The sequence below is a fragment of the Salinarchaeum sp. IM2453 genome, from assembly GCF_019693215.1.
Taxonomy (GTDB): domain Archaea; phylum Halobacteriota; class Halobacteria; order Halobacteriales; family Salinarchaeaceae; genus IM2453.
The window spans coordinates 403,778-429,120 of sequence record NZ_CP081183.1 but is presented as its reverse complement, the minus strand read 5'-3'; the positions used below and the strand labels follow the sequence as shown (position 1 = coordinate 429,120).

25 protein-coding genes and 1 tRNA gene are annotated in these 25,343 nt (G+C 48.5%); 17 read left to right on the top strand and 9 right to left on the bottom strand.

The annotated features are described in order from the left end of the window. The first annotated feature begins 113 nt into the window (after positions 1–113). From K0C01_RS02105 to hpt, 10 genes are read left to right on the top strand one after another with little or no spacing between them, the layout of a single operon-like run. Positions 114–1,175: a monovalent cation/H+ antiporter subunit E gene (locus tag K0C01_RS02105; RefSeq protein ID WP_221170421.1), complete on the top strand. Its 1,062-nt coding sequence runs from the start codon at positions 114–116 to the stop codon at positions 1,173–1,175. Beyond that, positions 1,172–1,462: a cation:proton antiporter gene (locus K0C01_RS02100; RefSeq protein ID WP_221170420.1), complete on the top strand. Its 291-nt coding sequence runs from the start codon at positions 1,172–1,174 to the stop codon at positions 1,460–1,462. Before K0C01_RS02105 ends, K0C01_RS02100 begins: the two co-directional genes overlap by 4 nt. Further along, on the top strand, positions 1,459–1,869 hold the full coding sequence (gene mnhG, locus K0C01_RS02095) for a monovalent cation/H(+) antiporter subunit G (RefSeq protein ID WP_221170419.1): 411 nt from the start codon (positions 1,459–1,461) through the stop codon (positions 1,867–1,869). Before K0C01_RS02100 ends, mnhG begins: the two co-directional genes overlap by 4 nt. Then, on the top strand, positions 1,866–2,444 hold the full coding sequence (locus K0C01_RS02090) for a DUF4040 domain-containing protein (RefSeq protein ID WP_255568350.1): 579 nt from the start codon (positions 1,866–1,868) through the stop codon (positions 2,442–2,444). Before mnhG ends, K0C01_RS02090 begins: the two co-directional genes overlap by 4 nt. Next, positions 2,437–2,976 (top strand): MnhB domain-containing protein, encoded by a 540-nt coding sequence (locus K0C01_RS02085; protein WP_255568349.1) that lies wholly within the window; start codon positions 2,437–2,439, stop codon positions 2,974–2,976. Before K0C01_RS02090 ends, K0C01_RS02085 begins: the two co-directional genes overlap by 8 nt. Next, positions 2,969–3,349 carry a cation:proton antiporter subunit C gene (locus K0C01_RS02080; RefSeq protein ID WP_221170418.1) on the top strand — a complete coding sequence of 127 codons (381 nt, stop codon included), beginning with the start codon at positions 2,969–2,971 and terminating at the stop codon, positions 3,347–3,349. Before K0C01_RS02085 ends, K0C01_RS02080 begins: the two co-directional genes overlap by 8 nt. Continuing rightward, positions 3,342–4,997 (top strand): proton-conducting transporter transmembrane domain-containing protein, encoded by a 1,656-nt coding sequence (locus tag K0C01_RS02075; protein ID WP_221170417.1) that lies wholly within the window; start codon positions 3,342–3,344, stop codon positions 4,995–4,997. The genes K0C01_RS02080 and K0C01_RS02075 overlap by 8 nt, the downstream gene beginning before the upstream one ends. Further along, positions 4,990–6,876: a proton-conducting transporter transmembrane domain-containing protein gene (locus tag K0C01_RS02070; RefSeq protein ID WP_221170416.1), complete on the top strand. Its 1,887-nt coding sequence runs from the start codon at positions 4,990–4,992 to the stop codon at positions 6,874–6,876. Before K0C01_RS02075 ends, K0C01_RS02070 begins: the two co-directional genes overlap by 8 nt. After that, positions 6,873–8,720, top strand: coding sequence for a Na(+)/H(+) antiporter subunit D (locus K0C01_RS02065; protein ID WP_221170415.1), 1,848 nt, complete (start codon positions 6,873–6,875; stop codon positions 8,718–8,720). Before K0C01_RS02070 ends, K0C01_RS02065 begins: the two co-directional genes overlap by 4 nt. A gap of 39 nt (positions 8,721–8,759) precedes the next feature. Beyond that, positions 8,760–9,314, top strand: a complete 555-nt coding sequence (gene hpt, locus K0C01_RS02060; protein WP_221170414.1) for a hypoxanthine/guanine phosphoribosyltransferase — start codon at positions 8,760–8,762, stop codon at positions 9,312–9,314. Here hpt and K0C01_RS02055 read toward each other — a convergent pair. The 9 genes from K0C01_RS02055 to K0C01_RS02015 form a co-directional block, all read right to left on the bottom strand. Continuing rightward, positions 9,311–9,820 carry a DUF7529 family protein gene (locus tag K0C01_RS02055; protein WP_221170413.1) on the bottom strand — a complete coding sequence of 170 codons (510 nt, stop codon included), beginning with the start codon at positions 9,818–9,820 and terminating at the stop codon, positions 9,311–9,313. The genes hpt and K0C01_RS02055 overlap by 4 nt on opposite strands. 95 nt (positions 9,821–9,915) lie before the next feature. Further along, a complete protein-coding gene (locus tag K0C01_RS02050; RefSeq protein ID WP_221170412.1) occupies positions 9,916–10,350 on the bottom strand; it encodes a DUF7555 family protein in 435 nt (144 codons plus the stop codon). Further along, the gene (locus tag K0C01_RS02045; protein WP_221170411.1) at positions 10,350–11,927 is read right to left on the bottom strand and encodes an ABC transporter ATP-binding protein; all 1,578 of its coding nucleotides are present in this window, start codon (positions 11,925–11,927) and stop codon (positions 10,350–10,352) included. Before K0C01_RS02045 ends, K0C01_RS02050 begins: the two co-directional genes overlap by 1 nt. Continuing rightward, a complete protein-coding gene (locus K0C01_RS02040; protein ID WP_221170410.1) occupies positions 11,924–13,264 on the bottom strand; it encodes an ABC transporter ATP-binding protein in 1,341 nt (446 codons plus the stop codon). The genes K0C01_RS02045 and K0C01_RS02040 overlap by 4 nt, the downstream gene beginning before the upstream one ends. Next, positions 13,264–15,063: an ABC transporter permease gene (locus K0C01_RS02035; protein WP_221170409.1), complete on the bottom strand. Its 1,800-nt coding sequence runs from the start codon at positions 15,061–15,063 to the stop codon at positions 13,264–13,266. Before K0C01_RS02035 ends, K0C01_RS02040 begins: the two co-directional genes overlap by 1 nt. Continuing rightward, entirely contained in the window at positions 15,060–16,118 is a 1,059-nt protein-coding gene (locus K0C01_RS02030; RefSeq protein WP_221170408.1) for an ABC transporter permease, read from the bottom strand. Before K0C01_RS02030 ends, K0C01_RS02035 begins: the two co-directional genes overlap by 4 nt. A gap of 112 nt (positions 16,119–16,230) precedes the next feature. Next, positions 16,231–18,087 carry an ABC transporter substrate-binding protein gene (locus tag K0C01_RS02025; protein ID WP_221170407.1) on the bottom strand — a complete coding sequence of 619 codons (1,857 nt, stop codon included), beginning with the start codon at positions 18,085–18,087 and terminating at the stop codon, positions 16,231–16,233. Between the two features lie 253 nt (positions 18,088–18,340). Next, positions 18,341–18,415 (bottom strand) — tRNA-Met (locus tag K0C01_RS02020). Between the two features lie 118 nt (positions 18,416–18,533). After that, positions 18,534–18,782 (bottom strand): HAH_0734 family protein, encoded by a 249-nt coding sequence (locus tag K0C01_RS02015; protein ID WP_221170406.1) that lies wholly within the window; start codon positions 18,780–18,782, stop codon positions 18,534–18,536. 214 nt (positions 18,783–18,996) lie between these two features. On the opposite strand from K0C01_RS02015, the gene K0C01_RS02010 reads away from it, so the two are divergent. The 7 genes from K0C01_RS02010 (at position 18,997) to K0C01_RS01980 (ending at position 25,099) form a co-directional block, all read left to right on the top strand. Next, entirely contained in the window at positions 18,997–19,275 is a 279-nt protein-coding gene (locus K0C01_RS02010; protein ID WP_221170405.1) for a 50S ribosomal protein L44e, read from the top strand. Between the two features lie 6 nt (positions 19,276–19,281). Then, positions 19,282–19,479 carry a 30S ribosomal protein S27e gene (locus K0C01_RS02005; protein WP_221170404.1) on the top strand — a complete coding sequence of 66 codons (198 nt, stop codon included), beginning with the start codon at positions 19,282–19,284 and terminating at the stop codon, positions 19,477–19,479. After that, a complete protein-coding gene (locus K0C01_RS02000) occupies positions 19,476–20,276 on the top strand; it encodes a translation initiation factor IF-2 subunit alpha (protein WP_221170403.1) in 801 nt (266 codons plus the stop codon). The genes K0C01_RS02005 and K0C01_RS02000 overlap by 4 nt, the downstream gene beginning before the upstream one ends. Before the next feature lie 6 nt (positions 20,277–20,282). Beyond that, entirely contained in the window at positions 20,283–20,453 is a 171-nt protein-coding gene (locus K0C01_RS01995; RefSeq protein ID WP_221170402.1) for an RNA-protein complex protein Nop10, read from the top strand. 100 nt (positions 20,454–20,553) lie between these two features. Further along, positions 20,554–21,315 (top strand): proteasome assembly chaperone family protein, encoded by a 762-nt coding sequence (locus tag K0C01_RS01990; protein ID WP_221170401.1) that lies wholly within the window; start codon positions 20,554–20,556, stop codon positions 21,313–21,315. Positions 21,316–21,921: 606 nt separating this feature from the next. Beyond that, entirely contained in the window at positions 21,922–22,752 is an 831-nt protein-coding gene (locus K0C01_RS01985) for a bacteriorhodopsin (RefSeq protein WP_255568425.1), read from the top strand. 316 nt (positions 22,753–23,068) lie between these two features. After that, entirely contained in the window at positions 23,069–25,099 is a 2,031-nt protein-coding gene (locus K0C01_RS01980; RefSeq protein ID WP_221170400.1) for a bacterio-opsin activator domain-containing protein, read from the top strand. The last annotated feature ends 244 nt before the right edge of the window (positions 25,100–25,343 follow it).

Genomic DNA, 25,343 nt, shown 5'->3' with positions numbered 1-25,343 from the left:
AGAGTCTCGATGTTAGAACGAAATAGTTTTCGCAAGTGTCCACCATGGTTCTTCCAACAGGGGTTATTTATCCCGATGTTTGGTTTGCACGTTATGATCGAAGGTGATTGACGATGGTTCAAGAACGACTGCTCGTCCCGGTATCCGAGTCATCCACGCTGCGTGATACAGTACAGCATGTCGCAGCAACAGTCGCGGATGCTGATTCCGGCTACATTCAGTTTGTGTTTGTTCATCCGCCGACTGATAGCGTTGAGGAGATGCGATCTGAACGGTTTGAATATGCAGATGAAGTGTTGTCGAAAGCCAAGGCGTGGGCTCGCGAAGACACTGAAGACATTCGTGATCGCGTCACAATTGAAACGGCTCATATCGGGACTGAAGAATATCTCTTTGATCCGGCCGATGTCGCGGAAGCAATCCGTCGGACAACGCGTGATAATAATATTGATCGTGTTGTTCTCGATCCAGAATACGATCCGGCAATTGGCGTTCCAATGTTGCGTCCGCTTAAGGAGGAGCTACAAGCCAAAGGCGTAACTGTCCGAGAAGCGCCATCGCCGAAGGAAACGCGGCGAGTTCCATTCGTCGGTGGCACGACACCAGCACGTATCGGCGTGCTGTTTGCTGTGTCATTCGTCTTTTATCAGGTTCTTGGCGGGTCGTTCTACTGGTTTGATATCGTTACCGGTGCCATTAGTGGGATTATTGTCGCAGTTGGACTCTCTCGTGTGTCTCTTGGCCGAGATCCATCGTTGCAGAGCCCAATCCGACTTCTCCGTGCGATCCCATACGGAATCTATCTTCTCTGGGAAATCTTCAAATCAAATATCCGCGTTGCTGCGGTTATCTTGGATCCACGACTCCCAATTGAACCCAGAGTGCTCGAATACCGTCCAGCCGTTCGTGGAGCACTGCCAACGACAACGCTTGCAAATAGTATCACCCTTACCCCCGGAACTTTGACTGTGCGAGTTACCGGTCGTAAACTGGTAATTCATACCCTCGTTCCGTGGGCCCGCGACGGCATCCGTGATGGAGGCCTTGAGCGTGCTGTCCGTTTTGTGTTTTATGGACGCAAATCGGCGGATATTGGGACACCAGAAGAGCGTAATGATGTTTCCATGGTTGAACGCGATGGATCAGAATCGAAGTCAGAAGGTGATCAGTCATGATTGATGTAAGTAATGAAATCATCCAAACGCTGTTCCTTGCAGCAGCAGCGATTTTTATTATTCTTGCCATTGCAATGTTCTATCGAGCAATCAAGGGTCCGACAGTGCCTGATCGTGTACTTGCGGTTAATGTCCTCGGCACGAACACTGTCGTTGTGCTTGCTCTGTTGTCTGTTGGTCTTGGCGAGCCATCACTACTTGATATCGCGCTGATCTACGCACTCCTTAATTTCCTGATGGCCATTGCCTTCTCGAAGTTCTCCGTCGAGCGAGGTGGTGTGCTATGATCGATCTGGCATATCTTACGCTGATTATCGCCTGTGTTATCCTTGGTGTTCTGTTCACACTGGTTTCAGCGACTGGTGTAATACGTCTTCCAGATATATATTCTCGTGCTCACACTGCTTCACAGGCTGATACACTCGGTGCGGGATTTGCACTTGCCGGAGTTACGCTCGCAGCGATTGAATTAGGCTGGGGGTCTCCTACTGTAAAAACCGTTCTGCTGTTGTTCTTCATTTTCATTACCAATCCAACGGCAGCGCATGCCATTGCTCGTGCCGCAAATGAAAAAGGGATCGTCCCATGGCGAGAGGACGATACGAAGGACGACACTGAGCTGGTCCAAGCAGTCGAGCCTGATGGCGGGTACGTCGAATCGTCCCAGTCTAACGCTGGAGGTGATCACAAATGATTGATGCACTCATGGATGCATTACAGTCAGCTCCCGCCATCGAGATTACACTTGCCTTGTTTGTCCTAATCACCGCAGTTGTGACTGTTTTTCTGCGCGATGTCCTATCTGTCATCATCGTCTTTGCGGCGTATAGCCTCGGCATGGCAGTGTTCTATGCACTGTTACTTGCTCCGGATGTTGCGATGACAGAAGCAGCAATTGGCGCTGGAGTGACATCGATTCTTCTCTTGTTGACCATTGCTAAGACATCGCGGCCGGTATCCAAGTCTCTGTTTGAGTCGGTGAACATCCCGGCAGCGATTGTAATGGGCGCATTCTTGATTGTGATGCTCGTTACAATCGTCGAGTTCCCGTCTGTTGGTACTGACCAAGTACAATCTGCTTGGGGTAATCCGGCAGTGACTCAGTACTACATTGAGAACGCATACAGTGATACTGGCGTTGAAAATGCAGTAACTGCCGTTTTAGCTGGGTATCGAGGATTCGATACGTTTGGTGAAGCCGTCGTTGTCTTTGCCGCTGGTGTAGCCGCACTTATTGTCCTCCGCTCGGAGGTGTTTACCCGTGAGTAGCGACGACCGTGATCCAATCCGTGAGGAACACGCCTATGTTGAGAGTCCCGTCATTATGTCGACTGTTCGGATCATCGCTGTATTCTCGCTAACCTATGGATTGTTCCTCATGTTCCATGGAGCTGATACGCCAGGGGGTAGCTTCCAAGGTGGTGCCATTATCGGTGCTTCAATCCTAATGATTGCATTTGCATTCGGGATTGAACCCACTCGTGACTGGCTGCACAACCGTACGATTGTTGTTCTCGCTGGCGGTGGAACGGCAGTCTTTGCACTTATCGGACTCATCCCGATGCTGTATGGCGGAAGCTTCCTTGAGCATCCGTTCTTCGAGGCTGAATTCGGCATCAACACAAAATGGGGTCTTGAAGCGATTGAAATCGGCGGGGTTGCCCCAATTGTTGCTGGTGTTGTTATCGGCTTATTCTTCGCTATCGCCGCTGGATCGCGTGCAAGCGAGGATCGATGGTCCCATGACGACTCATGGGTCGCATTTGAATCCCCAGAAGAGGAGGTGAACGACGATGATTGAAACTGTTGAAACACTTATTACAAGCCAATACACGTATTTACTCTTTGCAATTATCCTAACGCTTGGATTGTACATGGCAATTGCCAGTGAAAATCTGGTAAAAAAGATTATCGGCCTGAACATCTTCCAGACCGGTGTGTTTCTTTTCTTTGTTACCACAGCGTACGTTGCTGATGGATCTGTGCCAGTCATTCCAGAATCTGCACAGGCGTACGATCCATTCGCCAGTCCGCTTCCGCACGTGATTGTCCTGACTGCAATTGTTGTTGGTGTTGCCCTTACCGCAGTTGGACTCGCACTCGTCGTCCGGATTTACTCGGATTACGGAACGCTTCGAGAAGACGTCTTGATGGAGGTGTATTCTGATGAATGAGCTGATCCCGGGGAACTTATTGCCCGCACTACTGGTCATCATCCCAATTATCGGTGCGACACTTCCATTTGCAGCAACACTGTTTAAACAGCGGATCGGCTGGCCACTAGCAGCAATCGTTCTGGTGGTTGAAGCAATCGTTGCCGTCGCGCTTGCTTACACCGTCTATATCCAAGAAGAACGCATTGCACACGTCCTCGGTGGGGAATCGTTTGGTCGTGTCTCTGAAGAGGGCTTCATTGTCGGTATTGAGCTTATTGCCGATCAATTGTCGGCTGTTGTCGTCTTCCTTGTTGCCCTTGTTGCGTTAGCTGTTCTTGCATTCTCTCGTAAGGGTGGCCCCCGAAGTGATGTGTTCTATGCTGGATACTTGCTGTTAACCGGTGGCCTGATGGGTGTCGTTCTTACTGGTGACCTATTCAACCTCTTTGTTTTCCTTGAGATTACCGGACTAGCTACATACGCTCTCATTGCCAGTAACAGGTCAGCTGGATCCGCTGTCGCTTCGCTAAAATACCTGATTATTGGAACAATCGGTGCGTCCCTGTATCTCGTGGGTGTTGGCTACATCTATGTCCGAACAGGGACACTCAACATGGTCGATGTTTCCCGGTCTCTGGCTGGCGAACCAGAATGGATTGACAGTGCTCTGTATACTGATCCCCTTGTCCTTGCTGGGTTTGCCTTTATCGCGGCTGGACTGCTTGTGAAGGCGGCCATATTCCCACTGCACACGTGGCAGCCTGATGCTTACGACCGTGCTCCTGATGCGGTGACAATCTATGTTTCAGCACTAGTCTCGACATCTGCCGCATACGCCTTTGGACGCATCTCTCTGAATGTGTTTACCCCTGAGTTCTTCGCGGAAACACCACTGGCAATTGAAGCGGTCCTTCTTGTTGCTGGTGTTAGCGTTATCGTTGGGAGTGCGCTGGCAGCCGCACAGAGCAAGGTTAAGCGCCTGCTCGCTTACTCTTCAGTCGCCCAGTTTGGGCTGATTATCATCGCCTTTGGACTTGCCGTTCATCCCGATGCAAGTCAGGCTGCAGCGCGGTATGCAATCTATGGCGCAATCATCCATCTTGCTGCACACGCGGTCATTAAGGGCGGACTCTTTGCCACCGCTGGTGCTCTTGCTGCTGGAGAAGGTGCCCGCAAAATCGGTGAATATGCTGGTTTGGCCAAACGACGGCCGTTCCTCGCCGGGAGCATTGCTATTCTCGGCTTTGGTATCGTCGGAGTTCCACCAACGCTTGGCTTCGTTGGGAAGTGGTATATCGCCATTGGCGCTGCTGAAACACAGCTGTGGACCATTGTCTTTGTTGTCTTCGCAAGTACACTGCTGTCGCTGCTCTACATCGCACGTCTGCTTGAGAAGCTATACTTCGATTACTTGCCACACGATGCTCCATCGTATGCTGAGCCAAGCTCTGTCGCTCACGCGGTGACCGATGGTGGCCCAAGAACTGACGGCAGTGGTGCTTCAGCTGGTATGTATTTACTGGCCGTTGGCACTGCCGTCCTTACCCTCATCCTCGGGTTTTACGGTGCAACTTTTGCTGAGCTGCTTGATCCAGTTGTTACCGCAGCAGAGCAATCTGACCCCGTCATTGGTGCCGATCTTTCGGAGGTGATCAACGATGATTGAACCAGTATTCTTGGATTTATCTGCATGGACACTGATTGGTGAAGGCGATCCGCGACCAATCGCTGCTGTTCTTGTTTCGGCGATTGCTGTTGCACTCATTGTCGCCTCGTATCGATATCCGAATGTTCGTGAAACATGGTCTGTCTTGGCTGCGTTGACCAAGTTTGGACTGATTCTTAGCATGCTTCCCGGGGTACTTGGTGGTGAAACATACCGCTGGACACTCGGTGAGTTTGTCTTTGGAATTGAATTTGCACTCCGGGTTGATACTCTCGGAATGGTATTTGCCTTGCTTTCAAGCTTCCTGTGGATCTTTACGGCCTTCTATACAGCCGGCTACATGCGAGGACTGAATGAACACGGACAAACTCGGTTCTTCGCTGCGTTCGCAGCTTCATTGTCGACTGCAATCGGCGTCGCATTTGCTGAAAACCTACTTGTGATATTCATCTTCTATGAGTTGCTCTCTGTTGTAACCTATCCGCTTGTTGCACACGATGAGACCAAGGAAGCCCGGGATGCTGGTCGTAAATACCTTCTGTACACGTTCCTTGGTGGTGGATTCCTTGTCCTAGGTGGTACAGCCATTGTCTTCTGGCTGACAAATGCATACGGCAGTGAGGCAACAGTCACCTTCGGTGAGACTGCACAGCATCTGGCTGAGGCTGAGCCCCTGTATGCACAGGTGGCATTTGCCTTCCTTGCGCTTGGTTTTGGAGCCAAGGCAGCTATCATGCCATTGCACTCATGGCTTCCGGACGCAATGGTCGCACCAACGCCAGTCTCTGGTCTCCTTCACGCGGTCGCGGTCGTGAAAACTGGTGCATTTGGTGTTTCCCGCACAGTTCTTGATGTATTTGAGCCGGACCTTGCAATGGAACTTGGAATGCATATCCCATTGGCCGCACTGGCAGCATTCAGCTTCCTTGCAGCATCACTTATTGCACTTCGAAAAGATCACCTCAAACGTCGTCTCGCTTATTCGACTGCAAGCCAGCTCTCATATATTATCATGGGTATTGCACTCCTGACACCATACGGTATTGTCGGTGGATTATTACACATCCCAGCACACGCATTCATGAAACTCACACTGTTCTTCTGTGCAGGTGCAATCCATGTTGCAACGCATACTGACTATATTTCGAATATGGCCGGCATCGGAAAACGAATGCCGTTAACCCTCTCAGCATTCGGTGTTGCTGCCGCTGGAATGGCTGGCATACCGCTAATTGCTGGATTTGTCAGCAAGTTCTACATGGTTATTGGAGCTGTCGGCATGGAAGGACAGACGACGCTGTTCCAGGCAACGACTGTTGAGGCGCACTTTGCTGGTATCATCTTTGCCATGGCATTGATCGTATCTGGTGTCCTGAACATCGCGTACTTCTGGCCAATTATCTACACAGCCTTCTTCGAATCAGAAGACAATCACGAGGCAAAGCCGCTTATTGAGAACAAACTCGGCGGACTCTACAAATCATACCATACCAATGAGCAGGAGGCTCATACTGATGGTGGCAAACAAACGCCCAAACCGGACGATGATGAGTGGGACTCTGAGGATCATGGATATGCGGTTGACCATCATCCAAGCGACGCTGAGGTGAAACATGTCGAAGAGGACCCACTCGCTGGTGCTGGCGATACACATGCGGATGATGGACATGCCCATCATGGCGGTCCACCGCCAGGTGGCTGGGAACGCCGTCAGCCATGGAACGAAACGACATGGCTGATGCTTATGCCAATCACTGCAATTGCGATCGGGGCCGTCATCCTCGGTGTTATCCCAGGCTCTGTTGGTTTCCTTGAGCTTGCCATCGAAGTAGCCGAAGATCGTACTGGCCAAGATCTTATGGAGGTGTTTTCATCATGATATCTGAAAGTCTACTGACGGTTGCTCATCCAGCACTGATCATCCTCATTGCGGCTATTCTGATGTGGCGACTACCACGATCGATTGGTCACGCGCTCGGAGTCGTTGCAATGTTACTCGTCACGCTTGTTTCGTGGCAAGTACCTGATGGCGTACATGCAAGTGTTGAGCTATTCGCTGTTTTCGAGGCTGAACTGTACACTGTTGATGAATTTACCCGAATTATGGGTCTCGTCTTTGGGATCATTGGAGCTGCTGCCGTGCTTTATTCATGGTACAGTGAAGCTCCCCGGGTGCAGACTTCCTTTGCGCTGTTCTATGTTGCCTCAAGTCTAGGCGCTGTCTTCGGCGGTGACTGGCTTACACTTGTGATTTTCTGGGAATTAATGGCTGTCACAAGCACGCTGATCGTTTGGCACTTTGGAACGGCTGACGCCATCCGAGCAGCTTATCGATATGCAATTTTACACGGCATCGGTGGCAGCCTACTGCTAGCTGCCGTCGTCTGGCATTTCGTTGCTACTGGTCAGTTGATCTTTGACCCAGATGGTGGCATTGCAGATGGCCTTCCAGCATTGTTTGCTGCCATTGGAATTGGTGTCAACGTTGCATTCGTTGGCCTGCATACATGGCTTCCTGATACCTATCCGCGACCACATATCGCAGCAAGTGTCTTCCTGTGCGTATATACGACCAAGACCGGCGTCTATGCGCTTTACCGTGCGTTCCCTGAAGGTCACATCGCAATCGCATACATGGGTGGTGCAATGGCCATATTCGGCGCATATACTGCCCTATTACAGGACGACATGCGACGACTACTCTCGTATCACATTCAATCACAGGTTGGATACATGGTCGCTGGTGTGGGTATCACTGCAGGACTTGCAACGGCTGGATCCTTTGCCCACATCTACAATCACATCCTGTACAAGGCGTTGCTGTTCATGACTGTTGGTGTTGTTATCTATCGAACTGGCGAAGAGATGCTGGATGAGATCGGCGGTCTGGCCCGTGCAATGCCAATTACTGCGATTGCTTTTGCCATTGCAGCGCTATCTATTGCTGGTTTCCCCGGATTCAACGGGTTTGTCTCAAAAGGAATGGTGCTCGATGGGGCTAGCTACCACTTTGATTATCATGTCGTTCTTGGGGAACCTGCCCTCTGGTGGATGCTGATGATTGGAGGTGTAGGTACCTTCCTTTCCTTTATCAAACTCGGCTACTTCGCATTCATCGAAGGCGAGTACGCTGGAACAGTCAAGGATGCAAACATTGGCCAGTCAGTTGCAATGGTTAGTGTTGCTGCACTCTGTGTTATCTACGGCCTGTGGCCAGATACACTCTACACAATTCTCCCTGTTGCTGGCGCAGAAACAATCGCCACCGTGCCTCTCCTTGAGGAGTCAATAACTGGTGTCGATTACGAAGCCTACACTGTTGGGCACGTTTTAGAAGGCCTTGCACTGGCTGCTGCTGGTCTGATTGGATTTGTTATCCTGAAAAGTCCTCTACATCATCTTGGACACGTACCGGATATTGATTGGATTCTCAACCGGGTCAGCTTCTATAGCACTCGAGGTCTGGTTGTTGGCGTCACCGAACTATACGCTGCTGTTGATCGGATCGCTGTTCGCAGTGCTAATGCGGCAATGTACGCTGGAACCCACCCTGAAACGGTACTTCGGCAAACTCAGATTGGTGAACGGATGCTCAAGCCTGTCGAAGAGCAGAATCATCAGCTTCGTGCGGGGATTGGAACAAGCATTGCCATTGTCGTTTTGATTGTCACTCTCATCATGGTGCTGGTACTGTTTGGCCCAGGAGATGGATTGCTGTTCTGAGACCGGTCATTTATTACTTATAAATCGTCTACTGTAGACATGCGCTTACTTGAGGAATCACTTGAGGATGCCCCGATCGTTGAAAAAGACGGTTACCAGTACTTCGTACATCCAGTCAGTGACGGGGTTCCAATGGTTCGCCCAGAATTGCTCAGAGAAATTGCTGTCAGTATTATTCAGCGCACCGATGTTGAACAAATCGATAAGATCGTTACGCCCGCTGCGATGGGAATACACATCTCCTCAGCTGTATCCATGATGACCGACATCCCGATGGTCGTCATTCGAAAAAAGAAATACGGCCTCGAAGGTGAGGTAGAACTATTCCAAGAGACAGGCTATGACGAAAGTCAGATGTATATTAACGATGTTGACGAAGGTGATCGAGTCCTTGTCATCGATGATGTTCTTTCAACTGGTGGCACATTGACGGCTATTACACAGGCATTAGAGGATGAAATTGGCGCAGAAATTGTCGATACAATCGTTGCAATCCGCAAGGCAGACGGTGTTGATGACTTTGAGATCGATTATGATGTTCAATCACTTGTCAATGTCATTGTCGAAGACGGAGAAGTGAAGATCGTCGATTAGGGACCGTCTTTGTCAGAGTCAACGGGCATCAATGGCTTGTAATGCCCATACGTGAATTCTGCTACAACGGTCTTGTCCAGTTTTGAAAGCCGAAATGTAACTTCATCAAGATCAATGATTTGATCAATCATTTGACTTGTTTTTGCACCTCGAAAGTCTCCCGCGACTGAAATTGCAGTTTCCGTGTCTAGATCAAGTAGCTCAAGAACCAGCATTATCGATCCTCCAACCTTGTTCCGGTACATTACGTAGTCGTCAAATTCGTTATCCTCAATAACAGATGATACTTCATTTGCATCGCTCTTTGGAACAATAAACTCAATACCGGCCTTTTCATCTTCAACGAGTGGGGATGTGTTTCCGGAACGGACCTTGACGACCGTCCATCCATCCTCTTCACGTGAGTTTATCAGTTCCTGTTGTTCTGCTATGGTTCGCTGCCATGCTTTCTTCCGTGTTTGGGAGCCCTTTCCTACTGATGGGGGTGCATTATCATCAGGATTCATTGGTAGATATTACGATTCTGCCCCCGTTACGCCTTTCGATGGATTCATGTGCAGAATGAAGAAGCTTTACCCAGCTAGGAGAGCCCGCGAATTAGCTAAATTCCCAACCCAATCTCCATTATGATTGAACTCAACAGAACGAGTATGCTGCTTAAAAATAGCTTTGCGCCGTTACTGTATTGCTCACGTGCACTCAGTACTGGAAGCCATCTAAGAGGCGGTAGTAACCGAACAAGACGCTGAAACCGGGTTGTGTCTGGGTTCTTTGGAATTGAGGTTGTCTTGGGGTCCCGGCCGACATCTTCCGGAGAGGTTGGCCACAATGCTATTGTCGCATATGCCATAAGTAAAAATCCCCAGACAAACAAGAGGTATTTTGATCCAGCCAATCCTAAGCCAGCAGCCGCACTAAGAACTATCGTTCCAATAATTGATCCAACTGCAAACCAGAGCGCATAGCCTAATGCGTCTGTCCACCGCAACAGCAGTCGTTTAATTTGATCTGACCTTGTCGTTCCTTTAATAGCCATTAGTAACGTTCTTCCAGTACTTCATCTGGATCCCGATATCGGGAGAGATGGCGATGACACATACTCTTTCGACCTTTGTCTCCGATATTATGCAGGCGAGGTGTGTTGATCTCCTCTTCTGTCATCGGATCGTATGCTCCACCAACGGCTTCAGCCACCGTTTTGACTGCTTGTTCCCTTTGTTCATTTTCTAGGTGTCGTTGTACATCTTCAACAATCGACTTCGCCTCCTGCTCTTCAAGATCATCATAAATCCCATCCGTTTCTTCTAGCAAAACCGCGATCGACTTCTGGATGCTATCCTGTGTTTCAATCTCAGAGACAACGTTTCGAGTCCAAGAGTCTTTAAAACGATCACAGATACTACCAAACTCTTGGTTCAGTAGATCAAGTGCTTTCTGTTCTTCGTGATCTCGAACGTACTCTGCAACTTCATCAAGCACTGTAGCAACCTTCTCAGGCATGTCTCGTCCGTCAAACACCTCTTCATAAATCTCATCAATTGACCCAAACCGGGTCTTTCCACCAAGTAACTCTTTAATCCGCTCTGTAACTGTCCGATCAGCGCGGTTCCGCTCTTTGATTACTGTCCAAAGAATGCTGATTTTATTCCATAGGTCCTCATCAACATCTTTGTACTCCTTTGGTCTAATTCGGGCTGGGCATCGGTCGCTGAATGGACATCCATTTGGCGGATATCGTGGGCTTGGGGGTGTCCCTCGGAGTGTAATCCGGTTGCTTTCAGCCGTTGGGTCAGGACGTGGAATTGCTGACAGCAATGAGTGTGTATAGGGATGTGCTGGATCCTCGAAGATTTCATCAACTGGACCGATTTCCATCACGTTTCCGAGATACATTACTGCAACTCGATCAGAGATGTGCTTTACAACTGAAAGATCGTGTGCGATAAAGAGATATGTCAGATCAAACTCGTCCTGTAGATCTTTGAGAAGATTTAGAATCTCGGCCTGCACCGATACATCAAGGGCAGAAACCGGCTCATCAAGCACAATGAAGTCTGGCTCCAGCGTCAAGGTCCGTGCGATCCCAATTCGCTGTCTTTGACCCCCAGAAAATTGGTGTGGATATCGGAAGTAGTGTTCCTGTTTTAACCCAACGGTGTCAAGTAGCTCCTTTACACGCTCACGACGTTCTTTCTTGCTTTTCCAGTCATACACATCAAGCGGCTCTCTAATGATCTCACCAACAGTCATTCGATCATTGAGACTTGAATCTGGGTCTTGGAAGACCATCTGTGCGTTGCGTCGCCATTGCTTGATTTCGTCACCTCTCAGCGTCGTTATATCGGTTCCGTCAAACTTTATTTCACCTGCAGTTGCATCCTCTAACTGCAGTAGTGTGCGGCCTAACGTTGTTTTTCCACAGCCTGACTCTCCGACAAGCCCAAGTGTTTCTCCTTTTTTGATGTCAAATGAAACACCGTCAACTGCCTTCACCGGCGGAGTTCCATCAAGGAGACCACTGTCGTCGTAGTATGTTTTTAGATTGCGAACCTGTACAAGCACATCTTCGTCCTCTCTTTTTTCATCTCTGGGCTTAGTTACTTCTCGGCTCATTGGTTATCACCTTGTTTTTTCTGCCGACTCTGATGGTGTTCTACAGCTGCACCTTTCGATAGCTGCTCTGGATACAAGAGGCATGCTGCGCTATGGTCTGTACTTTCTTCGTTGACATCTACTGGAACTGGAGCGACTTTTTCACATTCATCGAATGCTTTTGGACACCGTGGAGCAAACCGACAATATTGCGCTGGCTCGTTCGGTGTTGGCACGCTCCCTTCGATTGTGCTTAGACGATCACCGGTTTGCCGTGCTGGGATTGAATTGAGCAATCCTCTCGTGTACGGGTGCTTTGGATTTTCAAACAGTGTCTCAACGTTTGCCGATTCTACAACTTCTCCGGCGTACATGACATTAACGCGGTCAGAGATTTCAGCAATCACGCCCATATCGTGGGTGATGAACATTACTGCTAGGTCTCTTGACTCTTGCAGTTCTTCTAGTAGGTTTAGAATCTGCGCCTGAATTGTAACATCAAGTGCTGTTGTTGGCTCATCAGCGATCAAAACCTCCGGATCACAAGCAAGTGCCATCGCAATAACTGCTCGTTGTCGCATGCCACCGGAGAATTGGTGTGGATATTCTGTCAGCCGCCGCCGTGCATCAGGAATTCCAACGGAGTCCAGTAGATCGATTGCCTTTTCATCTGCTGCACTCCCTGTTAGTCCCTGATGCAAGCGGAGTGCCTCTTTAATCTGGTTACCGACTGTATAGACGGGGTTCAGACTTGTCAATGGATCTTGGAACACCATTGCAATCTGCTTTCCTCGCATTTTTCGCTGTGCTTTCCCACTGATCCGGCTAAGTTCGATAAATCCTGCTTCTGGACGCTCCTTTGACCCTTCTGTAATGAATATACAATCACTGGAATCTACGATTCCTAAATCATCAAGATAGTCATGGGCAGCTAGCTCTGCAAGTCCAATTTCCTCGATAGATTCGTATCCAAGGCTTTCTGGTGTTGCATTGACTTCTTCTTCGAATATCGTCTCTGCGTCATACTCAGCTTCAAGCTCCGTTATATCGACGGCCCGTCGTGAAAATGAGTCTGCGAATGCTTGGACCGTCTCCAACTTGTGGAATTGAATACTACTTCCTTGGAGTACCCGCCCAGGAGCATCAACTAACCCCATCAGGGAACGAGCGGTGACACTTTTTCCTGACCCACTTTCTCCAACAATTCCTATGGTCTTTCCAGAAGTGAGATCAAATGAAATTCCGTCGACCGCTCGGATTGTCTCTTTATCCGTGAAAAATGCTGTCTGGAGGTTTCTAACCTGTACAATATCTTTTTCGGCCGTCATCATATCATCAGTTGCTTGTGTTGTTGCCATTATGCACCACCTCCTCCAACGGCACCACCCTCACCTGACTCAATGTTGCTTTCTGGATCGATCGCGTCTCGAATTCCATCACCGAGGGCGTTGAATCCAGTCACGATGAGCACAATCATAATTCCAGGTAGCGTGGCGACATGCCATGAATTCGTGTTAATGTAGACTTCTCCTTCACTGATAAGTCGTCCCCACTCTGCAGTTGGGTGACTAACTCCGATTCCAAGATATGAAAGTGCCGCTGTTGCAATGATAATGCTCCCAAGGAGCAACGATGCATAGATCATCAAATACCCGGCAATGTAGGGGACCATGTGCTTTCGCATTATCACAAATGGGTTCTGACCGTAACTCTTCGCTGCGTCGACCCATTCTTGCTCGGCAACTTGCAAGGATGGCCCACGAATTGCTCGCCACATCCCTGGCCAGTAAACAAATGCAAATGCTAATGCAAGTAGTATTCCACCATCAAGCGGTTCGGCGATTGGGTGGTTTGCATCTCCGAATACCACCAGTAGGAGCAATGCAAACAGGAACGCCGGAATTGAGATGATCGTATCAGTCGCAACAACTGTTAGCGTATCAACGATCCCTTTGTAATATGCTGTAATCATCGAGAGCGTAAGCGCAATCAACCCACCGAGGATGATGGCTGTTAGACCAATGATCAGCGACGTTCGGGCACCGTAGACAACGAATGTCCACAGGTCCTGTCCACCGCTTGCTGTGCCCATTGGAGCCCATCGGTCATATTGATCGTAGCTCAACGGTCCAACTGTCGACTCCCCTCCATCGGAACGGGTATTATCGTTTGCTTCCCCGTGACTGATTGTTTCAACGCCTTGTCCATCCCAGTACTGAATATGGTAATCGAAAGGCGAATAGATATTATGACTGATTGGATATGTCGCAAGAGATGGTGCCCAACCTGCCATTATGACGAAGATAAATATCGTCACGAACCCAAATATTCCCCATGAGTGGGTGCTAAACCGACGTATCCAGTCATCAGTCGGTGTCCAGTCAGCGACTCGATAGTTATTCTTGAATATCTTGTATCCTCGCCAGAGCCAGTACAGTAAGAATAGCGCGTATGCATATACAACGACTACACGAATAAACCATGCAAGTGCTGCACTGAGTCCAAGGAACGTATTTTCCCAACCGTTGGGTCCGTGATATCCATCATTGGAAATAAGACTTGGATCCGTTAGATGGGGGAGTGATGCTACCCAGCTGATGGCATTGCGCATTGTGCCCAAAATAATGTCTACAACTGCTGCGACTGGTGGTACTAACAGCAAGCCTGTCACAACAGCTAGTATTCCTGCTCCGACAATTCGCTCTAATCGCTTTTTGACTGGTTCTGTTATCACTATTTCTCGTCCGAGTATTGAGATTTGACTACCTTTTTCGACACCAAACTGACCCACGAGCGAATAGTCCGTAATCTGATGTATGATTGCTGCAGCGATATACAATAATATTACGGCCGTTATTCCGATGGCTATGATGCCGGCAGTCACCCCAAGTATAGCCGCAATTTCAGCATCGACTCCAATTGATTCAAACGAGTCAATGACTACACTATTAATATTTCCTCCCACAAACCATGGGATGCTCGCTATCCCGGAGAGAGCAGTCCCAATCGCTCCCCCAAACCAGAGAGCACCAGCAGCGTAATGGCCCAACTCAAGGAGAACCAAAACCCCGAGCACACTTCCCCATATTACTGCTGGCCGAGGGTTCTCAGCGATACGTTCGCGAAATGTCTTGGTGTCAGCTGTTTCCATCGTCATTGGTTCAACCCTACTCGTGGATCAAGAATTGTATAGAGAAGATCTTGGAGAATATTAACAAGCACAATAATTATTGCAAACAGGAATAATAGTGACCCTGCAAGTGGAAGGTCTCCATCGACTGCTGATTCGAAGAACAACCAACCAATTCCATTGATACCGAAGACTACTTCAACAATTACAGATCCTCCAAGCAGCAGGAATGCTTCATTAGAGATCACTGGAATCAATGGAATCAGTGCATTTCGAAATACATGCTTCCAGACAATAACTCGATCAGACAGTCCTTTTGCCTTCGCAGTTTCGACGTAATTCGAGTTGATTGTTTCAAGAATTGCGGTTCGTCCAATACGTAACTCTGTTGCCATTGAAGCCGATCCCAGTACCAATGCTGGTGGTAATATGATCTTAATCGCTTCTGCAATCGTGCCAAAATTAAATGCTATTGGTATTGAAATAAACCAGAGTGAGACCCACTCATCGACAAAGTTCAATGGCGGTGCTGTAACAACTGAGTCAATCTCCGGTCCAAACGTATACCAATCAAATCCAAGCGGTCCAGCACCGTTTTGGGTTGACACAAGAAGTCCGATAATTATAATTGCCAGCCAAAAGTTTGGCATTGCAAGCCACACAATTCCACCAAAGGACGCAACGTAATCTCCAAAGCTATTTGGACGAAGTCCAGCGTAGAACCCGAGGGGAATTCCAATAAATAATGGCAAGAGAATTGCCCAGAATCCAAGCCAAATTGTCCGTGGTGCGAAGTCCGCAATCATTGCTTGTACGGACGTACCTGGCTGGATCACCCACGACTGGCCTTCAAAGGTTACGAGGTTTACCATAAACTCGTAATACTGGGTCCACAGCGGCTCATTCAGTCCAAGTGATTCACGTATTTCTGCTGCATCGCCACCTCCGGCATCAGGACCAAGAATAGCAGCAACCGGGTCAAGTGGTCCTAGCCGGAGAATGACAAACAGAATGGTGGCGACAAGAAACAGAATTGGGATTGATAGCAACAAGCGCTTAAGAAAATATCGCCATCGGCTCATGACAGCTCACTCCCGTTAATTCTCATGAATAAGGCTGTTATCTCGTTGTCGCTGAAGGGTATTTAGATACTAGGATTTCTTCTCTTCCGGAAGTAGCGGTACTAATTCACTTTTATTCGTTTTCGTCCTCGACGACTCCTTCCGCTGCCTTCTGCCAATCTAGATAGTATCCATCTGCTTCAGTTGGTATCAGTGACGTATCTGTGTTCTCAGGCTCAAATCCGAAATGACCGTAGATAGGGTCATTCCAGCTCCAGATCCATCCAAGCGTAAATATCTCTAAGTCTCCATCTTCGCCGTCGCCAATCAGAATATTGAATTCCGTTTCACGCAGATCCATATCAACACCAATGCCCTCAAGCCGGTCACGAACTGATCGACCGAACTCTTGGAATGCTTCGTCATCGTACGTTGTCATCGTGACCTCAAATGGATCGTCGTCGGTATACCCAGCTTCCTCAAGGACTTCTTCTGCAGCGTCTCTGTCGTTGTCATTTTTGCTGTATGGGAAGTTCTCCGCAAAATCATCGTATGATGTTACATCTCCAAACTCTTCCTCCCACATTGATGGTGGTGTAAAGCTAAATGCTGGTACTCCACGTCCTTTGAATATGTCTTCAATGAAACTTTCGTGGTCTGTCACATGTGCAACAGCCTCCCGAACTGGAAGTGGCACATGCCGTGCATTGAATCCGATATAATATGTGCTGAGCGTTCCAACACTGACATAATCAATCTCTCCTAGATTGTCGTGATCATATGTGCCAAGTTCCCTGCCAAGATCATCTGTGTCATCTACTTCTACTTTATCTGGCTCATAGAATGGAATTGGGATTGTAAATACATCGACATTCCCTTCCTCAATTCTTGTATTTACAGTAGAATCTGATTCAACAATTTCCCAGTGTACAGTTTCAATACTCGCAGCCCCTTCGTAGTAATCATCAAACCGCTCGACTTCAACATCCTCTCCAGATGTCCACTCAACAAACTCGAACGGACCGGTTCCAATCATCTCTTCTGTAGAGAAGTCCTCCTGATCCATCTCACCGTCATACCCCTCAATGTCGCCCACATAGCCCTCTGGGATGGCAGCAAATGCATCATATGCGAGAATGTCAAGTGCCGCTGGCGTTGCCTCACGAAGTTCAACCACAAGTGTATGGTCATCTTCAGCTTCTACACCAATACTGTCTGGAACTACCCCGCCATCTTCATCTTCGTCATACTCAATAGCAAGATTCTCAGAGTTTAACATGAAGCTCGCTCGCTGACTGTTGTCAGACTCAGCGAGCCGTCGGAATGAATACACAAAGTCATCAGCAGTCAATTCTTCTCCATTGTGGAACTCAACATCCTCCTTCAGGTGGAACGTATAAGTCTCCCCGTCGTCACTAATATCCCAGTCTTCTGCTAGTTGTCCCTGCAGTCCTTCAATTTCTCCGTTTTCGTATTGAGTTAAGTTCTCGTAGACCTGATTAATGACAATACCGGATGCTGTGTCCGTTGACTCGATCGGATCCAACGTGCTCATCCCTGAATTAATTAGCTCAAGTGTGTCGCTATCTGTCCTGTCAGAGTCTTCGATTTCAACCTCATCGAACCGCTGTCGATGTTCTCCCAGACTTCCGAATGGTTCAATGTCGACTTCAGGAAGAATAAACCGTTCTTCCAGCCCGTGGTAGAACGGCAGAATGATCATGTCATCCCGCCGTGCTTCCTCTATCTCTACGTGAGCTTCAGCACGTGCGTCTTGTTCTTCCTCAGTCGGGCCAGTGTTCTGTTCGATTGTTTCCCAAGCGTCCTGAGCTTTCTGTACATTGTCTGGGTGGTCCCATGTCTCCCACCCTTCTGGTTCTTCATCATCGTCAAATAGGTCAGTACATCCAGCGAGTGCTGCTGCCGATGTTCCACCAGCAATTGCCAAGAATGATCGTCGCTGTAAAGAAGAATCGTCACTGTCTGCCATACACTTTCTGTAAGATATACCAGTAAATAAGTTTCTTGCATTTAATTTTACGAGAAGAAATGCACGTGTGCCTTCAAATGTCTGCTCTTATCAGAATACGTATGTAGTGTATCAATGCGACGTACCGAGAAATAATACTTAATTTCAGATAGTAGAAGTATTAATTAAATATATCTGTCTGGTCCATGATATTTCTGTCCCGAAATTGAAGAATTCCTTAGAAGAGCAGTAATTGACGTAGAAAAATAGAGAATAGCGGGAGGTGGATTTGAACCACCGATCTGCGGGTTATGAGCCCGCCGGAATCTCCTGGCTATCCCATCCCGCTACTATAATGTAACCGTGTGCAGTAGTTAAGGATTGTGATCCAGAATCGCTAGCCTGCATGCGATTTATTCACAAGATTTTGCATATAAACTGATTGTCACTGCAGTTTGTTGCCTTGATTATGACGCGACAACACCGATTTCTTCAGCATCTGCACGCTCTGTATCAAGGAAATGTGGAATGAAATCCCGAGTGTCAAATGCTTCTCGTTCGTCTTCGGTCCCAACGATACACCAGAGTTGGACACGATCAGGTCCATGCCACTCTCCGTTTCGATTGATCTGGAAGCAAATGAGTTCTTCCCCATCGTACTCGATGATATCATCTTTCCGAACGCCGGGATCGCCCAAGATAATCAGTCGTTTCATACCGTTGGGATATGACTACTCTTTAATAAAACGTCTCATTGTGGATCTCACTCATATTCACTTTTTGTTTCCTTTTCCGCGGACTCTTTCTGTCTCGCGCGTGCACGCATCAATGTATTATCTGATATCCCATTATACACCTGATGTAAAATCTCGTCACTGAACCAAACGGATTATAAATGCTGCTTTCCTATCCGATATCAGGTGATTGTACATGGAGATGCCACGCCGTTTCAACACGTATTGTCCTCATTGTGACTCGCACAATGAGCACGAGATCGAAAAGGTACGTACCGGGCGTTCAACCGGTATGAAATGGATTGACCGACAGGAAAAACGCAACAGCGGTATCGGGAACGACGGAAAGTTCTCGAAGGTTCCTGGTGGTGACAAGCCGACGAAGAAGACGGACCTAAAGTACCGATGCAGTGATTGTGGTACAGCTCATCTCCGCGAGGGATGGCGAGCTGGTCGACTAACATTCCAAGATTAACAAACTATGCCAGGAAGCTTCTACCGCGTTGCATGTCCGGATTGTGAAAGTGAACAAGTTGTATTCGGGAAAGCCGCATCCACCGTCTCATGTGCGGTCTGTGGCCATACCCTTGCTACCCCGACCGGCGGTACTGCCGACATTGAAGGCGAAATCGTCGAGATTGTCGAGGATCGTCCGGAAGCTGGGGCAATTAACCAATGAAATACAGCGGCTGGCCTGAACCCGGTGATCTCGTTGTTGGAGAGGTTGATGAGATTGAAGACTTCGGTGTCTTCGTTGATCTCAAAGAATACCAAGACAAACAGGGCCTTGTACACGTAAGCGAAGTCGCCTCTGGGTGGATCAAAAACGTTCGAGATCACGTCAATGCCGGCCAGACCGTCGTTGCAAAAGTCCTTGATGTCGATCCAGAATCACAGCAGATTGATCTCTCGCTCAAGGATGTCAATGATCACCAGCGATCCGATAAAATCCAGGAATGGAAAAGCGAACAAAAGGCCGACAACTGGATGGAGATCGCCTTCGGTGAAGATATTGGCCCGGATCGATACGCAGAGATTGCAAATGAATTGATTGCCGAACACGGATCTTTGTACAAAGGATTCGAACAGGCGGCAATCCACGGTGATGAAGCACTCGACAAACTCGGTCTTTCAGAAGATGACATCGACGCTATCGTTGAAACTGCCCGCAAAAACGTCTCTGTTCCATACGTTACTGTCACTGGATACGTTGATCTTGAATGTCCTGGTGGTAATGGTGTCGACGATGTTAAAGAAGCCCTACAGGCTGCAGAAGGCAACGGTGACATCCCTGAAGATGTTGAACTTGATGTTACCTATGTTGGTGCGCCTGAATACCGAATTCGAGTGAAAGCACCGAATTATAAAACCGCTGAACAACAGCTCGAAGCTAGTGCTGACCGAGCCGTTTCAGCAATTAAGTCCTGTGGTGGGTCCGGAAACTTCCACCGGGACCGACACACCGACGAAGAATAACCGCGTATGAAATCGGACATCAAGGTCTGTTCTGCATGGAAAGCAGTCCATGACCGCCCTGTCTATACACTTTCTAACACCTGTCCTGACTGTGGTGCTGATGCGATCAACAGCGCTCCAGCACCGTACTCACCAACAGATCCACACGCAGAATACCGTCGCCGTACTCGTGAGTGACTGATTTCCCTGCCCACAGCCTACCCTCATCTTGTTCTGATATGTCCCATAGCATTGAGACCGACGCGTTCTTTAGGATTGGGAACGCCCATATTGTCATATGGACGAAATTACAGTTGAAACAGTCACAGATGTGGATCTCACTGATACAGTACTGATTGAGGGCTTACCTGGTGTTGGGAACGTTGGAAAGCTTGCCGTCAATCATCTCCTCGATGAAACTGACGCTGAACTTGTCTGTCGTGTTTACTCGGAACATTTTCCACCACAGGTGTCTGTTGACGATGATGGGATTGCGTCATTGACTGCGATGGAATTCTATGCAACGACGCTCGATGATCAGGATGTTCTACTTCTTACGGGTGACCATCAAGCTCAGAGTAATCACGGTCACTATCGGATTACAAATGCTATCCTTGACATTGCAGATGATTACGATGTCTCAACAATCTATGCCCTTGGCGGTGTGCCAACTGGCGAACTGATCGAAGAGTACGATGTGTTAGGTGCAGCAACTGTCGACACGATGGTTGAGGAGCTTTCTGAATATGGGGTTGAGTTCCGGGATAATGAACCAACCGGCGGTATTGTTGGCGTTAGCGGCTTACTACTCGGCTTGGGTGAGAACCGATCAATTAATGCAGCCTGTCTTATGGGTGAAACGAGTGGATACATGGTCGATCCAAAAAGTGCCCGCGCTGTCCTTGAGATTCTCCAAGACGCGCTTTCCTTCGATGTTGATTACAGTGAGCTTGAAGATCGTGCAGAAAAGATGGAAGAAGTCGTTAGTCGCATCCAAGAAATGGAGTCTCAGCAGTCCGCGCCTGCGCCCACCGAAGACGACCTTCGGTATATCGGATAATCTCTCGTTTTGTTTTACCTCAGTTGTTGTGTGTGATTACCCGAAGACCTGCAGCGGTTTTACAGCATACCTAACGTGACAGTATCTTCTGATTGACTCAATTTCATTTTCGAGTTTTAGCTTTTTCTTGGTCAGCAAGCGCTCTATGTAGCGCACAGTAGACCTATAATCCTTCATTGTTGTTAATCTAGATCTATGTTATAATCATGTATTCTCTAAAATAACGGATTAACTTAAAGAGCTATTTTACCACTAGTAATTAATTGCTAACTAGTATGGTTTTAGACGATCAACTTCCTATGTGTGTTCTGCATTTGCTTGTGTACGAATACCGTTATCAACATTAACCAGTTAGGATGTTCATTCACAATGGAATCTACAAATAGATTCTAATGCAGTATGCCAGAACTAACTTACACAATTGAGAACGAAGGCGTCCGCGGTGAAGGCTTCGAGGCCTACGTTAACGACTTGGCAGACCACGCTTGGGGTATGCCAGCTGACCTCGATGACTACTTCAGCCGTCGGTTTGCTGACTACTCTGTCGTTAATGACTCCGCAGCAGACCAGGGCGTCATCAAGGGCGAAGCAGTAACGCAACACGAAATGTACAACTACGCACTGCGAGAGAACGCAGTCCTCGGGACATCGCTCTACGCGAACATTGTTCTCGCAGGATTCACGATCCTCGCAATTGCGTTCTGGGCACGTAACCTTTCTGACCCACGAACGAAGATCATCACCGTCTCCATTATGATGGTCTCCGTCGTCTCGATCTCCAGCTACACTGGACTTGCTTCCGGTCTTACAATGAGCGTACTTGAGATGCCGGAAGGACATCTTGCTGATGAAAATGTTGTAGAGAACGTTGCTGGTTCCAACCAGTACATTGACGCAACCGGTGTTGTTACCATGTGGGGCCGCTACCTGACGTGGGCACTCTCCACGCCATTCATCCTTCTCGCAATCGGTCTCATCGCTGGTTCCAACATCACGAAGATCTTCACTGCGATTGTCTTCGACATCGCAATGTGTGTTACCGGTCTTGCCGCAGCACTTACCGTCAGCGCACACTGGATGCGCTGGTGGTGGTACCTACTGAGCTGCGCATTCTTCATTGTCGTCCTGTACATCCTCCTCGTTGAGTGGCCACGGGACGCAGAAGCAGCCGGTACCCTCGACATCTTCCGTACGCTTCAGCTCCTGACCGTCGTCGGATGGCTTGGTTACCCAGTCGTCTGGGCACTTGGTTCCGAAGGTGTTGCCTTCCTCAACGTCGGTCAGACCAGCTGGCTCTACAGTGGTCTTGACATCATCACCAAGTACGCACTGGCTCTGATCCTCATCAACTACGTTGTTGATGAGCCAGAGACCGTCACTGCTGGTGGTGACTACGGCGCCTCACTCCCAGGCGTCTCCCCAGGTGACGACGACTAACGACCCCACCGGTCGTTAGATCGTTACCTCTTCGCATAGCTTTCTAACTGATTTCCTTTCTTCGTGAATTACCACCTCATAGCTGCAGCACTCGCGCTGCACTTTTTTGATATATTATTGTGATACGCTCATCTGTAGACCCGGGTACTTGCGTCAATAACCGGTTCTGTTTGGAATGATGAGAACCTCTCGCTCATAGATCCGCGGTTGAATTCGCCGGGTATTCGCTTCTACAGATGAGCGATTGTGATATACTGTCTCTCGCGTAATCTCTGGTTTCGCAATATTCATTGGTTGAGTGTCTAAATACCGTAATATGGCCAAGCCCCGGGTTCTTCTTGTTCACGATGAGGGAGTTGACGACGCTGTCGAGGCACTCTTGGATGTTGATGGTTCTGTTGTGACCGTTGAGCATGTTGACTCTGCGCTGGAGTGGATGAATCAAACTGAGTTTGATTGCATTGTCAGTGCGGGGCTTGATCCAGAGGCAGGTGCTGATGACCTACTTGAATATATTAGAAACCAACCACGGACACCACCGTATGTCTTCTACACCGATGAACCCACCATTGATGAGGTTGACCCTGTAACGGATGATTTTCTTCGAGCAATCAAGCGTGACGGTCCAACCTCGATAACACAACTGCGACGTATAGTCAATAACATTCTCAATGGTGATGCCCCCGAGCATGTGGATACCACCTCTTCAGAACGGTTGATTGAGGATCCCAAAGAACACGCTCCGACTGCAGAGGAGCTTGCAGCTACGCTTGAGGATGCACCGATCGGTGTCACGATTACTGATCCGACACTGTCAGGCAACCCAATAGTGTACGTAAACGACGCATATGAGGACCTAACGGGTTACGATAGGGCAGAGGTCCTCGGCCGCGATCATACTCTTCTACAAGGGCCTGAGACCGATCCAAGTGATATTGCGACGCTTGAGCAAGCAATCGAGAATCATGAATCGACAAGCGTTGAAATGCTGAACTATCAGGCCGATGGAAGTGCCTTCTGGAACCGTGTTACTGTTACGCCACTATACAATACGGATGAATCTGCGGTTAAATACTGGGCTTATTTCCAAGAAGATGTCAGTACTCGTCGTGAGGCTGAACAACGTGCACAGCGACGGGCAAGCGCGCTTCATGATGAAAAACGGACTCTAGATGACGCTCTTAGTCGTGTCCAAACTGTCTTCGAGAACGTAACAACAGCTGCAATGAACGCCAGCAATGTTGAATCACTACTCTCTGATGTACTCGGGGCAATTGATGCGGTTGACGGATACCGTGGCGGCTGGATTTCAACGGTAAATCATCAACGTGGTGACCCTGTTGCCGTTGTTACCGATGGAAACCATCCAATGTCTCGTTCGACACGTATCCGACTGGATACTGGTGGTCCAATCGCCGAAGCATACCACTCACAAGATGTAATCACCTCAACAGCCCCAGAGATCACCTCTGATTCAATTGATCCCGTTTCATTCGATGCCACAACGCTTGTTTCTGTTCCGTTGTTGTATCGGAACACTGTATATGGCATTCTTGGCGTTTACATAGATCGTGCACTTGTCGGCGATGAACGAGAGATCTCGGTCATGAAATCACTCGGAACTCTTGTTGGCGGCTCGTATAATGCTGTTCAGACTCGCCGAGCTCTACACAGCGACATGCGAATTGAACTTGAATTCCGGATATGTGACTCATCACTGTTGTTACCTAACATTGCAGCTGCTCTCGATACCAGTATTCAGTACAAACGGCTTGATGCCCACGTAGGAGATATCCCTCGTTTGCATCTTACTGTCCGTGACCCTCCTGAAGATGTCAAGTCATTGCTGACCGAAATCAATGCGATCGATACTATTGCATCTGTTATTGACCATGGTGATCAGGCGATTGTCTCAGTTGATGTTACACGATGCCCGATTATCGAGGTTGTATCTGACCATGGGCTAGAGATTACAGACTTAGAAGCGACAGCTGGTGAGGTGCATGTTGAACTCACAGCACTACCTGAAACAGAGATTCGCCGTGTCGTTAATATTCTTGATGATCGCTTTGCCGATGTTTCGCTGATCTCACAGCGTAAACGAAGTGGTAGTACCCGCACGCCTGGTGAGTTTATCTCGACAGTTCGCGACGACTTGACTGATCGACAATATGCGGCATTAGAAACTGCTTATCAGGCCGGTTACTTCGAGTGGCCACGTCCTGTTGAGGGAGAGGATCTAGCCGATTCAATGGGAATTACACGACAGACGTTCCATCAGCATCTTCGGACGGCACAGCGAAAGCTTATTTCTGCATTCTTCCCTGAGCAAACATCTGAGTCGTGAATCTCTGTCTTAGTTTTTAGTTGACATTTCACTATTGTGTTCTATCAGCACTGCGTCTTTCTCGCCATACGCCACAGTTCAACCTTGGATTTCACAGAATAATCGAGGCGGATGCCACGGGGCTTAACCCCGAAGCCGTTGACGCTTAACTCATGGTATTTTCCTCGCGCTTCGGTGCGTGGCCTCTGCAGGCGCTTCGCGACAAGAAATCCGTACATATATGTGACGGCTCTGGCTACTTTTG

What these genes read in the sequence shown, in the direction of transcription:
- K0C01_RS02100 (WP_221170420.1), top strand. Translation starts at nt 1,172, where the DNA reads ATGATTGATGTAAGTAATGAAATCATCCAAACGCTGTTCCTTGCAGCA.
- K0C01_RS02015 (WP_221170406.1), bottom strand. Translation starts at nt 18,782, where the DNA reads ATGAAACGACTGATTATCTTGGGCGATCCCGGCGTTCGGAAAGATGAT.
- K0C01_RS02030 (WP_221170408.1), bottom strand. Translation starts at nt 16,118, where the DNA reads ATGAGCCGATGGCGATATTTTCTTAAGCGCTTGTTGCTATCAATCCCA.
- K0C01_RS02000 (WP_221170403.1), top strand. Translation starts at nt 19,476, where the DNA reads ATGAAATACAGCGGCTGGCCTGAACCCGGTGATCTCGTTGTTGGAGAG.
- K0C01_RS01995 (WP_221170402.1), top strand. Translation starts at nt 20,283, where the DNA reads ATGAAATCGGACATCAAGGTCTGTTCTGCATGGAAAGCAGTCCATGAC.
- K0C01_RS02055 (WP_221170413.1), bottom strand. Translation starts at nt 9,820, where the DNA reads ATGAATCCTGATGATAATGCACCCCCATCAGTAGGAAAGGGCTCCCAA.
- K0C01_RS01990 (WP_221170401.1), top strand. Translation starts at nt 20,554, where the DNA reads ATGGACGAAATTACAGTTGAAACAGTCACAGATGTGGATCTCACTGAT.
- hpt (WP_221170414.1), top strand. Translation starts at nt 8,760, where the DNA reads ATGCGCTTACTTGAGGAATCACTTGAGGATGCCCCGATCGTTGAAAAA.
- K0C01_RS01985 (WP_255568425.1), top strand. Translation starts at nt 21,922, where the DNA reads ATGTACAACTACGCACTGCGAGAGAACGCAGTCCTCGGGACATCGCTC.
- K0C01_RS02035 (WP_221170409.1), bottom strand. Translation starts at nt 15,063, where the DNA reads ATGACGATGGAAACAGCTGACACCAAGACATTTCGCGAACGTATCGCT.
- K0C01_RS02070 (WP_221170416.1), top strand. Translation starts at nt 4,990, where the DNA reads ATGATTGAACCAGTATTCTTGGATTTATCTGCATGGACACTGATTGGT.
- K0C01_RS02050 (WP_221170412.1), bottom strand. Translation starts at nt 10,350, where the DNA reads ATGGCTATTAAAGGAACGACAAGGTCAGATCAAATTAAACGACTGCTG.
- K0C01_RS02065 (WP_221170415.1), top strand. Translation starts at nt 6,873, where the DNA reads ATGATATCTGAAAGTCTACTGACGGTTGCTCATCCAGCACTGATCATC.
- K0C01_RS02040 (WP_221170410.1), bottom strand. Translation starts at nt 13,264, where the DNA reads ATGGCAACAACACAAGCAACTGATGATATGATGACGGCCGAAAAAGAT.
- K0C01_RS02080 (WP_221170418.1), top strand. Translation starts at nt 2,969, where the DNA reads ATGATTGAAACTGTTGAAACACTTATTACAAGCCAATACACGTATTTA.
- K0C01_RS02005 (WP_221170404.1), top strand. Translation starts at nt 19,282, where the DNA reads ATGCCAGGAAGCTTCTACCGCGTTGCATGTCCGGATTGTGAAAGTGAA.
- K0C01_RS02025 (WP_221170407.1), bottom strand. Translation starts at nt 18,087, where the DNA reads ATGGCAGACAGTGACGATTCTTCTTTACAGCGACGATCATTCTTGGCA.
- mnhG (WP_221170419.1), top strand. Translation starts at nt 1,459, where the DNA reads ATGATCGATCTGGCATATCTTACGCTGATTATCGCCTGTGTTATCCTT.
- K0C01_RS02075 (WP_221170417.1), top strand. Translation starts at nt 3,342, where the DNA reads ATGAATGAGCTGATCCCGGGGAACTTATTGCCCGCACTACTGGTCATC.
- K0C01_RS02105 (WP_221170421.1), top strand. Translation starts at nt 114, where the DNA reads ATGGTTCAAGAACGACTGCTCGTCCCGGTATCCGAGTCATCCACGCTG.
- K0C01_RS02090 (WP_255568350.1), top strand. Translation starts at nt 1,866, where the DNA reads ATGATTGATGCACTCATGGATGCATTACAGTCAGCTCCCGCCATCGAG.
- K0C01_RS01980 (WP_221170400.1), top strand. Translation starts at nt 23,069, where the DNA reads ATGGCCAAGCCCCGGGTTCTTCTTGTTCACGATGAGGGAGTTGACGAC.
- K0C01_RS02045 (WP_221170411.1), bottom strand. Translation starts at nt 11,927, where the DNA reads ATGAGCCGAGAAGTAACTAAGCCCAGAGATGAAAAAAGAGAGGACGAA.
- K0C01_RS02010 (WP_221170405.1), top strand. Translation starts at nt 18,997, where the DNA reads ATGGAGATGCCACGCCGTTTCAACACGTATTGTCCTCATTGTGACTCG.